The sequence below is a fragment of the Deinococcus roseus genome (genome assembly GCF_014646895.1).
GTDB classification, from domain to species: domain Bacteria; phylum Deinococcota; class Deinococci; order Deinococcales; family Deinococcaceae; genus Deinococcus_C; species Deinococcus_C roseus.
Window position 1 is genome coordinate 1 of the sequence record NZ_BMOD01000027.1, and the last position, 12,278, is coordinate 12,278.

The 12,278-nt window shown below is 57.5% G+C and carries 9 protein-coding genes; 1 reads left to right on the forward strand and 8 read right to left on the reverse strand.

Features of this window, described 5'->3' with window-relative positions:
• Positions 1-1,238: 1,238 nt before the first annotated feature.
• The 3 genes from IEY52_RS22140 to IEY52_RS22150 form a co-directional block, all read right to left on the reverse strand.
• The gene (locus tag IEY52_RS22140; RefSeq protein WP_189007315.1) at positions 1,239-1,706 is read right to left on the reverse strand and encodes a polymorphic toxin-type HINT domain-containing protein; all 468 of its coding nucleotides are present in this window, start codon (positions 1,704-1,706) and stop codon (positions 1,239-1,241) included.
• Between the two features lie 124 nt (positions 1,707-1,830).
• A complete protein-coding gene (locus IEY52_RS22145) occupies positions 1,831-4,119 on the reverse strand; it encodes an FTR1 family iron permease (protein ID WP_189007167.1) in 2,289 nt (762 codons plus the stop codon).
• Positions 4,116-5,135: an imelysin family protein gene (locus tag IEY52_RS22150; RefSeq protein WP_189007185.1), complete on the reverse strand. Its 1,020-nt coding sequence runs from the start codon at positions 5,133-5,135 to the stop codon at positions 4,116-4,118. The genes IEY52_RS22145 and IEY52_RS22150 overlap by 4 nt, the downstream gene beginning before the upstream one ends.
• 458 nt (positions 5,136-5,593) lie before the next feature.
• Between IEY52_RS22150 and IEY52_RS22155 the strand changes: the two genes are divergently transcribed.
• Positions 5,594-6,361, forward strand: coding sequence for a DUF4344 domain-containing metallopeptidase (locus IEY52_RS22155; RefSeq protein WP_189007188.1), 768 nt, complete (start codon positions 5,594-5,596; stop codon positions 6,359-6,361).
• A gap of 7 nt (positions 6,362-6,368) precedes the next feature.
• Here IEY52_RS22155 and IEY52_RS22160 read toward each other — a convergent pair whose 3' ends face one another.
• The 5 genes from IEY52_RS22160 to IEY52_RS22180 all read right to left on the reverse strand — a co-directional run bounded on the left by IEY52_RS22160 (position 6,369) and on the right by IEY52_RS22180 (position 12,154).
• A complete protein-coding gene (locus IEY52_RS22160; protein ID WP_189007193.1) occupies positions 6,369-7,478 on the reverse strand; it encodes an FAD-dependent monooxygenase in 1,110 nt (369 codons plus the stop codon).
• Positions 7,475-8,059 carry a TetR/AcrR family transcriptional regulator gene (locus IEY52_RS22165; RefSeq protein ID WP_189007196.1) on the reverse strand — a complete coding sequence of 195 codons (585 nt, stop codon included), beginning with the start codon at positions 8,057-8,059 and terminating at the stop codon, positions 7,475-7,477. Before IEY52_RS22165 ends, IEY52_RS22160 begins: the two co-directional genes overlap by 4 nt.
• Before the next feature lie 106 nt (positions 8,060-8,165).
• Positions 8,166-9,437, reverse strand: a complete 1,272-nt coding sequence (locus IEY52_RS22170) for a glycoside hydrolase family 27 protein (RefSeq protein WP_189007201.1) — start codon at positions 9,435-9,437, stop codon at positions 8,166-8,168.
• The gene (locus IEY52_RS22175; protein WP_189007206.1) at positions 9,434-10,534 is read right to left on the reverse strand and encodes an aldose epimerase family protein; all 1,101 of its coding nucleotides are present in this window, start codon (positions 10,532-10,534) and stop codon (positions 9,434-9,436) included. The genes IEY52_RS22170 and IEY52_RS22175 overlap by 4 nt, the downstream gene beginning before the upstream one ends.
• A 117-nt stretch (positions 10,535-10,651) precedes the next feature.
• Positions 10,652-12,154, reverse strand: a complete 1,503-nt coding sequence (locus IEY52_RS22180) for an alpha-N-arabinofuranosidase (RefSeq protein WP_189007208.1) — start codon at positions 12,152-12,154, stop codon at positions 10,652-10,654.
• Positions 12,155-12,278: the final 124 nt, after the last annotated feature.

Genomic DNA, 12,278 nt, shown 5'->3' on the forward strand with positions numbered 1-12,278 from the left:
TGATGCTGCAGGATCAGCTTTTCACCGACTCAGAACTGCATCCTTTTCCAAGGGCTGGATAGGTGCAAAATCTCAGTTAAATGGGGTGCAGCGTAAACCCCAGGCGCAACTGCAGCGCAAAAAGCGCATCCATTGATTTCTGCAACAAGGACTGGCTGTGGTGCAGCTGTCCTGACCTTTCTGTTCGCTCTTCTGGTCTTGACCCGCACGCTTCCTTTCTCGCGCATCTCACGCATTCAGCGCTTCCTGGGCACCAGGACGCTCTGTGACGTAGAAGGAGGCGAACAGCACAAGCTCAGTTCCTCAGACCGGATGAGGTCAAATGCAGATCGCAGCCGAAGATGGCAGCCCGTTCGTAGCCCTCAGAATTCACTGGGATTCAGTCATCTCGGCTGAGGAATCCAGAGGACTCAGGTGTAGAGGGTAGCCCCGAGGTAGCCCGCAATTCCACAGGGTCGACTGCTGGAGACTAGCGATCAGTGAATCGCAAGGGGAAGGTCAGCGACCAGTGGTGTGGTGGCAGGGGATGCCTCCCTGTGAAGCGAAGTGAATTTGGGGGTGGATAGAGCGGAAGGAGAGGAAAGAGCGGATGGGGCGGAAGGGGTGGATACCCATCCGCTCCCGATCCGCCCCTCGATCCGCCCCTGTGGGGAGCGGATGGAAGGCCCATCCCAGAGAGTAGATTCAGACCATCCGCTCCTTCCGCCCCTTACACCCTCATGAATCCCCATAATGCCCCGGCACCCTTCCGCTATGAATCCGTGGGCCGTGACCTGGGTTTCCTCGCGCGAAGGGAATCTCTTGTTTCCGACCCCTGCCATGAGAATTCAGTGCACTCCATCCAAACCAGGAGTTCCACCGGAATCACGCCAGAGGTCGGCTGAACCTCACCCCAGCGCTGGGAAGTCCATCGACTGGAAGTCGGCTGGGAGCAAAGTAAGCAGCCCTCCCATTACGGGGAGGGCAATATTCTACAGATGTAATTATATGACACAGACGGTTCTAAATATTTCCCTCCAATTCATCGTATAGCTTAGTAGATTGCCAGAAATATACTACACCCTTTTCACTATTAAGTAAGTTTAGTCTATTCACCTCGGCAATGACTTCTTCGACTTTCACAGAATTTGAATCAAAGACTGACTTGACATTGATCATATTGCTCCATTCCCGTGAATCCGATTCCAGAAATTCATCAATTCTGATTATGGCGTATGCCTTTCTCCATTTCCTAGCCATTATTTTCCTTTCGCTCCACCTTGGGTCAGGCTGCCTAACAGTTCTCCTGACTTTGAATCAAAGACATTCCCTGTAGCATCTACGGTCACATTGTCTGCACCGCCCAAGCCTGATTTCTGTTTAATTGCGTGCAATCGCTTACTCGCAAGTTCTGGAGGAATACCATTATATTTCTCTAGGCGCTTGAATAGGTCTTGCATTGACTTCTCGCCACGAAACAGTTTTGCATCAGGAGAAAGGTTAAATAGGTTCTGCACTTGGTCAATGTCATCTGCATCAGGGCAGTTATGCACCAGCCAGCCCTGAGTGCCCACAAAGAAGGTGTGAGCTTCCTGGACCTCCAGATTGTACATGGTGTGGGCTTCCTGGATGGTGTTGACATACTTGACTTCACCGAGAATGCCATCGGCCTGTTTGAGTTTGTCCCCCACCTTGAGGTGCCCTGCCCCGACCCACTTGTCGCTCAGGTCCGGGTGGCCCTCAGGTTTGGGTCTGGGTTCACTGTCTGAACGCTCCGTGACGTAGTTGGAGTGTTTTCACCAAAAAAACCACCCGAAAATCCGGGTGGCCTGAGAACCTGCACCTTTCAATTTACGCCGAGGCGCGGTCCAGTTTCTTCTTGAGTTCGGCTTTCTTGAGGTGCTCTGCCCCGAAGTAAGACCCGATGATGATCAGTGGCCCGACCAGTTGCAGGATGAAGCCTTCCCATGTGGGGAAGATACCCAGCCACAGGCTGAGGGAGGTGGGCACCTGCAGGTCGATGGCATGAATGGGGAACCAGCCCACCAGTTGCAGCACGTGGGTGGTGTTGCCCAGCATGGTGAACAGCACAAGGCAGATGAGGAGCCCCGTTGCGGACAGCATTTTCTTGTGGGGCAGTTTGGTTTGCAGCAGGAACACCAGTGCGCCCACCACACCCACGCCCAGCAGTCCTGCCAGGGTCCCCAGGAGCACCACGGCATTTCCGGCTTGCAGCACCAGGCTTTGCAGGAACAGCACGGTTTCGAAGCCTTCACGGTAGATGCTGGTGAAGCCCAGCACCACCAGTCCGACCCACTGGCCCATGTCGCGGCCCACCAGTTTCTGTTTCTGCTGGTGGAAATTGGCCATCCAGCCCGTCCAGTACACGTTGTGGAAGAACCAGTTCATGATGATGAGGAGCACCACAATGGCCAGCACGCTGACCACCGCTTCGAGTTTCTCGCCGTACTTGGCGAACTGGGAGAGCACGCCTTGCAAAAGCACCCAGGTCACACCGCTGAAGACAAAGGCCACCGCAGCACCCAGCCAGAGGGGGCGGCGCAGGTGGGCCACTTCCCTTTTCTTCAGGCTGGCCAGAAGCGCAGCCAGGATCAGCACGGCTTCCAGACCTTCCCGGAACACGATCACGGCAGCATTTGAGCCAATCGCCACCGGAGAGGTTTTGGTGCCCAGCACCTTGATGGCCTGCTCAAAATCTCTGTCCAGCAGAGCGCGGGTTTTCTGGATGCGGTCCAGTCCTTCCTGGGCAGCAATCAAGGCAGCCAGTCCTGAGTGTCCATCCTGGCCCTGCCAGAACAGTTCTTCCATGTGCTGGGCCAGTTGTGGAGCGAAGAATTTCAGGCGGGCTTCCCCTCCGGCTTCCAGGGTGGCGTAGGCTTCCAGCCGTGCGGATTCTGCGAGGTCATAACGGCCCTGCTGCACGGCCATTTCCATCTGGTCCAGGATCGAGGAGATCACGTCCAGGTCACCCTGTCCGTCCTGTTTGCGCCAGTTTTCTGGCAGGAGGGCATCAAAGTTTTTCTGCAGCTGGTCCACCTGGGAGATGACCTCACTGTTGCCCAGCACGGCCCCTCCAGCACTGGTGATCTGGATGCCGCTTTCCAGTTGCCTGAGGACCATCCCGGTTTGCTGGGTCAGGTCGCTGTTGTGGGCGATCAGGGAACTTTCCAGGTCGTTGAAGGCCGTCACGGCCCCTCTGGCAAAGGTGAGGGCTTCCTGCACTTCCAGATCCCGCACCAGGGTGCCGTTTTTCACCCCACGGTCGTACTCGATGGGGACCAGTTTCAGGAAGCGCAGCATCTGGCCGGTTTTGCGGACCAGTTCGGCTTCACTGAGGGGGGCAGCACGAAAACCACGCAGCAAGGTCTGGGTGTTCTTGAGGGCAGCACTGACCCCGCTTCCTGCCACCAAACTTTCCTGCAGCTCTTTGAAGGCCAGCCTGACTTCGGCGGTTTTCTGGGTGCCCAGTTGTTCGCTGTGGGCGGCAGAGAGCAGGGAGAAGTAGCCGCTGGCACTGCTGACCAGTTCTGCTGCACGAATGGGGTAATCGTTGCTGATGGCTTCAGGGATCTCTTCCAGGGTGCTGTTCAGGCGGGCCTGGTAGCCATCCAGCAAATCTGCTTTGACCTGTTGTGTTGCGGCTGCAGGGCTGAGGTGCTGACCGCGCAGGTTTTCCAGGGCCACGGTGCCGTTGGCTTCCGGTCGGCTGAAGCGGGTGACCTGGCGGTATTCCCGCACGGCCAGCCAGTTCTGGGCTTCGGTCACGTTTCCAGCTTTGACGGCAGCCAGGGTTTTCTGCATGCCCATCTGCAAAACGGCTGTCCAGAATTCTGCTTTGCCCACTGCGAAGCTTCTGGCGTCTGAGAGGGTCAGGCGGTCAAAGCTTTTTTGCAGGGTAAGTTGTTCTGCAGGGGTGAGAACGGTTTTGAATTCAGCGAAAGCTTCACGGGCAGGCTGGAAGGCGCTCTTTACGTGCTCCGGGTTGATGGAGAATTCCAGCTGGGTGTTGATCAGGTGGCTGCGCAAATCCTCGCTGAGCTGTCCCACGTTGGGAGCGGCCAGTGCTGAAGGGCTGCAGAGGATCAGGGTGAGGGCCAGCTTTTTCACTGTCTTCTTCACTCTGCGATCACCACGCCCAGTTGTGCAGCAGCCTGACGGATTTCACTGGCAATGCGGGTGGCGCGGTTCTGGGCTTCCTGTCCCAGCATTTCGGCGGCTTCGCGGGTGTAGCGCTTGCCCTGCTGTTCCTGTTTGAAGATGCCCGAAACGTAACCCTTGAGGTCCGTGAAGCCCTTCACGATGCGGGCATCGCGCTGGGCATCTTTCTTTTTCACATCTGACTGCAAACCAGAGTAGATGGCCTGCCAGCTGGAGATGTTGTCCACAATGTCCGACAGACGGGAGATCACCGCGAAGTCTTTGCTGGCTCCGGTTCTGGCCACAAAGCGGGAGGTTTTCCAGCTCTCGAAGAAGTCTCCCACGGTGGGCACATTGCCAATGAGGGCACCAAACGCATCTGCACGGCTGGGGTTCCATTTCTGGGCATCCTGATGAAGGCCTTTTGCAAAGGTGAGCAGCGCTTCGGCGGCGGCCAGCAGCACTTCGGCATCAGGGAGCACCTCTCCCAGATCGGTCTTGCCGTTGCCGTTGACATCCACTTTCAGGCGGGTGTAGGTGGCGTCCGTCCCGAACAGCGTGCCTTCCAGCACCCCGAAGACGTTGCCGGGTTTGCCAATAATCTTGCCGCTTTTCAGCTTGAGGTCGTAGGGGGCCACATCTTCCCCGCCCTCTTTGCCCGAAACCCCGGCGTCCAGCAGCACGTCGTATCTGGAGAGCATTTCCACTCCGGCCACGATGCCTTCCACAGTTTCATAACGGGGGCTGGCGGCTTTCCAGGCGTTTTTGCTCTCTGCAAGGGCACCCAGCACGGCGCTCCTGTGGCTGCTGTAAACAGCCTGATAATCGGATTTGCTGTTCTGTACGATGTTGTAATAACGCTCTGCAGCCTGCTTCAGCTTCTGGGCATCCTGGGTGAGCTGAGCCGTGCGAGTAGTCAGGTAGGTTTTGATGCCTTGCAGGTCGCTGGCGCTGGCAGCGCCGGTGAGCAGCAGGAGGGTGGTCAGGGTGTGCTTCATGGGATCTCCGGTCAGTATTCCGACTTGTTTAATCAGGATACTCTGGTTTAGTGTTTGCCCTGCTCTCTTTGTCCTGATCGGATTGAGAACCATTCTCAAAACCGTGTCACAGGCTCAGGGACAGACTTCAGCACAACCTGCAACTTTCTGGGGGAAATCCCTGACCCACATGGTCAGAATGCCGACATCAGCCGAAACAGAAGAACAGCTGCCCTGGCCTGTCCTTCGGCCAGCTTTTGTCCCATCACATTTGCCCAGACCTGTGGTTTCTGCCCAGCCCTTCAACAGAACACAATGGAGTTTCAGCCATGATGCAGATGGATTTGACCCCCGGCCCTTCCCTCACCGAACTGGCCCTCAGGTGGCCCGCCGATGCCCAGGACCAGTCCGCTTGCACCAGCGCCTGCAGTTTGGGGTGAGGCACCAGCAGCGCAGTATGCTGAGAAGCAGGAGACCCCATGAAACCCAAAAATGCTCTGGTTGTGTTTCTGTTGCTGGTGCTGGCTTCCCTTTCCTCTGCAACAGCGCAGAATGGCAAATTGGTTCCGAGGTATGAATCCAGTGAACGGTTCAATGTGCTGTTCCGCTACTTCAGCAATGCTGATTTTTTGAAAGATTTGCTGGACCCCATCAATGCAGCCATCAACCTGCCAGTGGACGTGCCCGTGGTGATGGGCCAGTGCGACGAGGCCAATGCCTTTTACAGTCCAGAAGACCAGATGTTGATTGTGTGCTATGAGCTGGTCCAGGAATTTTATGACCTCACCCAGCAGGACAGTCCTGAAACGGCTTTAGACAGGACCAGAGAGGCACTGGGTTTTGTGGTGTACCACGAGCTCGGACATGCCCTGATTGACCTGCTGGAACTCCCCATTGTGGGCCGGGAAGAAGATGTGGCAGACCAGTTTGCGGTGATGGTGCTGGCCACCTGGGACACCGAACACCTGCACATGATCCTGGAGGGGGCAGACATGTTTGAACGCTCGGCCAGGGTGGCTCCTGCAGATGAAATGGCTTTCTGGGACGAGCACAGCCTCCATGAACAGCGGTATGCCAACTTCCTGTGCTGGGCGTATGGTTCCAATCCGCAGGAGTACCGGATTTACCTGGAGCTTGCCATCCTCTCCGAACGGCGCAAATCCCGTTGCGTCAATGAATACAACCAGCTGGTGCATGGCTGGATCACCCTGCTCAACCCTTACCTCAAACCCGAACCTTCTCCCTGACCCACCCTCAGGCCAGAGGAGGGGTCCAGAGCCAGTCCGGGGTGGCATTGGCAGGACCTGCACGCATCAGGCGGTCCCGCAGACCCACCAGGGTGGGGTTTTGCAGCTGTCCCAGTTTGCCCAGGCAACGGGACACCATTTGCACTGTCTGGACCCGTGGGTGCCTGATCCGGCCCAGCTCTGAGAGGACGGTTTTGACTTCACGGTGCTGTCCCAGCAATTTTGCCAGCAGTACGGCATCCTCGATGCCCATTCCAGCCCCCTGTCCCAGGTTGGGGGTGAGGGCATGGGCTGCGTCTCCAATCAAGACCGTGCGGTTCTTGCCCCAGTAAGGATGAGGCAGTTCTGCAATGTCGGTGTGAATCAGCGGGGTGTCTGACCGGAAACGCTCCAGCAACCCCTGGTCTGCTCCCTCAAATTCTGCGAAGAGCTCCCGGATTCTGCAGGCATCTCCCTGCAAGAAATCCTGGTTCTGCCGTGCATTGAGGGTGAAATACAGGTAAATTCTGCCCCGTGACAGCGGAACCAGACCCAGCCGCCTGCCGTGTCCCCACAATTCACTGGCTCCTGGCAAATGGGGGGCTTCTGTCAGGACCGTGCGCCAGCTGGTGTAGCCCGAGTAAACCGGATCGGGACCACCACAGCTTTCCCGCACTTTTGAGCGCAACCCATCTGCACCCACCAGCAGGTCATAACTGCGAACCTCCCCTGAAGAAAGCTGCACCTGCACCTGATCTTTCGATTGCTGCTGTCCCTGAAAGCTGATCCCCTGCTGCAGGTGGTTTTTGAGCCCATCTTGCAACACCTGATGCAAATCTGCCCGGTGAAAAGACAGCAGGCGATCTTCAGGCCCCTTCAGTTTTTGCAGGGTGCGGCCCTGGTGGTCGCAGAGCTGGTTGTAAGGCAGAAAATGCCCATGGTCCCTGAGGGGTCCATAAAGGCCAAGCCCGTCCAGCACAGGCAAGGCATTGGGGGCCAGGATGATTCCAGCTCCAGCAGGCCGCTGAGCTGGCACCTTCTCAATGAGATCGAAGTCCACCTCTGGTGCGTGTTTCAGCAGGGCATGTCCCAGGGTGAGGCCTGCAATGCCGCCCCCCACAATCAGCAGACGGGTCATTTTGCCTCCAGGCCGGACCACTGCAAACCAAAGGCAGCATCCAGTTTCTGTCGGGCATCTTCCACGTCCTGCACAGAAGGCAGCCATTCCAGCAGCACCATCATGTAAATGCCAAAGAAATTGCGGGCGGCCTGTCTGGCATCCAGGTCTGCTTTCAACTGGCCTTTTTCGCTGGCCTGTTGCAGCAAATGGGTGAGGGTCTGGGCAAACTGTTCGATGTTGCTTTCGGTGACGCTTCTGGAGCCGCCCCTCAGGACCTCCAGCAGAAAATGCCGGGCCAGCTGGCGGTGCTGTCCGTACAGGTGCAGCGGCCCGGAAAACAGCAAACGTACGGTGTCCTGAATGCTGTCTGGCAACTTTTCCGGGGGCTGGGTGGCATCTCTGAGGGCCTGTTCAAAAGCCAGCACCAGCAAATCCCCCTTGCTGGCCGCGTACAGAAAGAGGGTTCCGGTGGCGATGTCTGCCTGTTCTGCCACCTGCCGGGTGGTGACTTTCTCGTAACCATGCTGGGTGAAAAGGTCCCAGGCGGCCCGTGCAATGCGCTCCTGTTTGTCCTGTTTTTTTTGCTGGACTCGGGTCATGAAGTGAGCGTAGTCATTTCTGAGCATGCTCATTTTGAGTGTCTAGACAGGTGCATCAACACAAAAAAACAGGCCAGAGGTTCCTGGCCTGCCTGTCCCACCTGCCTCAGAACACCAGCAACTGGCACCCGTGGGCAGGCACTGCAAAAACAAAGCCCTCCTGTGCTTTCCCGGTCCACACCTCCCGCATGGTGGGGGGAACACCGTCCAGAACCTCTGCTGGCACCTGCACTTCACAGGACTGACCAGAGAGGTTGAACACCGCAAGATACTGCGACCCATCTTCACACCTGGACCTCCATGCCACCTGATCTCCCTCCCGCCACACCTGACGGGGTGCAATTCCAGAGCTCTGGAGCTTCAGAGCTTCAGAATTTGTAAGCAGAGCGAGGGTGAAGGCATCCAGATCCCGCATTTCCCCACCAAACATCAGGGGGCTTCTTGCCATGCACCACAGGGTCATCAGGGTTCTTTGCTCGTCCTGGGACAGCCGACACCAGCGGTTGCCCCCTCCCCCATCCACAGAACGGATGCCAATGTGACCCAGTGGGAGCATGTCTGCATCGGGCCAATGACCGGGGCCAATGTGGTCACTCCACTCATGACAGCGGTCAAACATCACCTCGATGTGGTCCCAGACATCCCACAGATCGTCGGTCATGCGCCACATGCTGGCATGTTTCTTGAGGTGCTCTGCCTGCGCAAGGTCCGCAGGGCCAGGAGAAAGGCTGAGCACCATCGGTCTGCCACAGCGGTCCATGGCCTTGCGAATCAGTTCCACTTCTGCACCGTGGTAGCCATACAGCCTGGAGGCAGCGATGTCATCGACCTTCACAAAATCCACGCCCCAGGAGGCATAAAGCTCGAAAAGTGAATTGTAATATTCCTGAGCCCCAGCCTGTGAAGCGTCTACACCGTACATGTCGGTGTTCCAGGGGCAGATGGAATTGGGGTGGGCAATGTCACGCGCTGTGGCATGGGTTCCCAGGATTGGCGTGTTCTGGTGCACAGCCTGACGGGGAATCCCCCGCATGATGTGGATGCCAAACTTCAGCCCCAGGCTGTGCACATAAGCTGCCAGAGGTCCAAAGCCCTGCCCTCCTGACGCACTGGGAAAACGGTTGGAGGCAGGCATCAGACGGGAAAACGCATCCATCTGCAGGGGCACAAACGGACGGTACTGGGAGGAAAAAGCTCCGGGCTCGTACCACTGGATGTCCACAACAATGTACTCAAATCCGTGCTGCAGCAGGTTTGCAGCCATGTACTCTGCATTTCCCCGCACTTCATCTTCCCGCACCGAGGCCCCATAACAATCCCAGCTGTTCCAGCCCATGGGAGGGGGCAAAGCAACACCTTTTTTCTTCAGGTCGGTCATAGGTTCAGGGGCCTCTGTTTGAAGGCATAGATGGTTCTGGAGTGAAAGGTTGTTTCAGGTTGCAAAACCGTGCTGGGAAACTGCGGCTGGTTGGGGCTGTCCGGGAAATGCTGGGTTTCCAGGCACACCCCATCGTGCTGCTGGTAACACCTGCCGTTTTTGCCGGTGACGCTCCCATCCAGAAAGTTCCCGGAGTACAGCTGCATCCCCGGTTCGGTGGTGAAGGTTTCCAGCACCCGCCCCGAAAGCGGCTCAAAAAGCGTTGCTGCATGCCTCAGACCACTGTTGCGCAGAACATAATTGTGGTCATAGCCTCCAGCAAGCTTCAGGTGCCCATCCTCGCTGCGAATTCTGGCCCCCAGGGTATGCGGCGTGCGAAAATCCAGCGCCGTACCCTGCACAGACAGCAGTTCTCCGGTGGGAATCAACTCTGCATCGGTGGGGGTGAAGGCATCTGCGTAGATGGTCAGTTCATGGTTCAGCACGTCCCTTCTGGCGTTCCCAGAGAGGTTGAAGAACGTGTGGTTGGTCAGGTTGAGTACGGTGGTCCGGTCTGTGCTGGCCTGATAATCAATGTGCAATTCATCCAGATCGGTGAGGGTGTAGGTCACGGTCACCTGCAGGTTGCCGGGGTAACCCTCTTCTCCGTCTTTGCTCAGGTAAGAGAGCTTCACACCCACACCCTGCTCCTGCACAAAACCTGCGCTTTCCCACAACACCATGTCAAAACCCTGCGGTCCACCATGCAGGGCATTGGGACTGTTGTTGCAGGCCAGGGCATAAGTCTGACCTTCCAGCGAGAAGGTGCCATGCGCAATGCGGTTCCCAAAACGGCCAATGGTCGCCCCGAAGAACTGTGCAGTTTTGCGGTCCAGATAAGGCTCAAGCTGGTGGTGTCCCAGCACGATGTCTTCAAACCTGCCATGCCGGTCCGGGGTGCGGATGGACACCAGCACCGCGCCAAATTCGGAAACCTGCACGGTCAGGTGGTTTTTGTTGCGCAGGGTGTACAGGGACACCTGCTGCCCTGCAGGGGTGGTCCCCCAGGGTTCACGGTGGACCGAGGGGGAAACGGTTTGAGGGGTCTGGGTGGGCATGAAACTCCTTTAATGAGACAAAAAGCAGATGTAGGGGCGAGGCGTGCCTCGCCCCGTGCAAGAAACCTCAAACGCAATGTGTAGGGGCGAGGCATGCCTCGCCCAATGGCAAAAACCTCAGTGGGAAAACCGCAAAGTCGCCATGCTGTGAGGTGGCAGCACAGCAGTCCAGGTGTTGCCAGTTCGCTGCACCTCCAGAGGTTGCAAAGACACCCGTTCTGGCTGGTCGTAGGTGTTGGTGGCATCTGGAGCAGGACCAGAAAGAATTTCGGCAGCAAGCAGCGTTTCAGGCAGGTCGTGCAGCACAATCTGGTTTGCTTCGCTGATGTGGCGGTTGATCACCGTAACGGTGGTCTTCCCGTCTTTCTGGCTGGCCGTTGCGGTGATGCGGGGCATTTTGAACACCCGGTCCGTTTGCACCTCTACCCGGCAACTGGTGGCCCCGATGTGGTGCTCGTGCAGCTTGAGGGCGTGGTAGGTGGGGGTCAGGAACATCTTCTCCCCCTCGGTCATGGCCACGCTCTGCAGAACGTTGACGATCTGGGCGAGGTTGGCCAGACCCAGGATGTTGGCCTGCCTGTGGAACCCTTCCAGCGCAATGCCCACAGAAAGTGCATCCCTGAGGGTGTTGGCCTGCTCGAAGTTGTTGGGGCGGCTGTCATCGTGAGGACCGGGACCCCAGGGACGGGTTTCAGGGTGCCAGACGCCATACTCGTCCATGGCGACCTTGATGTTCTTGCGGCCTCTGGCGTATCTGTCGATGGTGCGTTTGGCCCGCACAATGGCTTCCTCGGTGGTGTCTGCCTCCGAGAGCAGGGTGTAATAGTTTTCTTCCGAGAAGCCCGTTTCTGCACCCCCATCAATCCAGTATGTGTGAACAGACAGGTGATCAATCAAATCGATGTGGTCCTGGATGTGCTCCATGAAGATCTCGTTCCAGAAGGTCTCCATGTGGTCTGCACGGGCCGCCGCAACCTCATCGTTCCCCACGGCCACCAGTTCCACAGCAGGATCCACGTGCTTCATCATCACGCCGTAACGTTTGAATTCCGCAGCGTAGGTTTTTGCATCGTAACGCCCGCCGCAGTCCCAGCTCTCGTTGCCCACCCCCCAGAGTTTCACGTCCCAGGGGTCTTTTCTGCCGTTCTTCTGGCGTTCACGGGTGACGGTGGTGTCTGCACTTCCGCTGGTGTACTCCAGCCAGTCGCACATCTCCTGCACGCTGCCAGAAGCCATGTTTCCGGCCAGGTAAGCCTCAGACTGCAGCAAATCACAGAGGTCCATGAATTCATGGGTGCCCAGTTCGTTGGTGTCGGTCACGCGGGTGCCGCAGGAAATCCCCAGTCTGGGGGTGCGCTGCCCGATCCCATCCCGCCAGTGGTAGTGGTCTGCGTAACACCCTCCAGGCCAGCGGATCATGGGAACCGGCATCTGCTGCAACGCAGAAATCAGGTCACTCCTCCAGCCTCTGGTGTTGGGAATCTGGGACTGGGGGCCAACCCACAACCCGTCGTAACAACAGCGGGCGAGGTGTTCTGCGAAGTGTCCGTAAAAACGGGGGGAAATCAGGCCGATGGGGGTGGTGATTTTCAGGTGGGTGGTGTTCATGGATGGGGTCATGGTGTGGGTCTTTCTGGGAATGTAGGCCGAGACCGAGAGCCGAGAGCCGGCGGCCCAGCGCCGACCGGGCCGTCCCGGAGGCGCGTAGTCAGGGCCAAGACAGAGCCGAGAGCCGAGAGCGTAA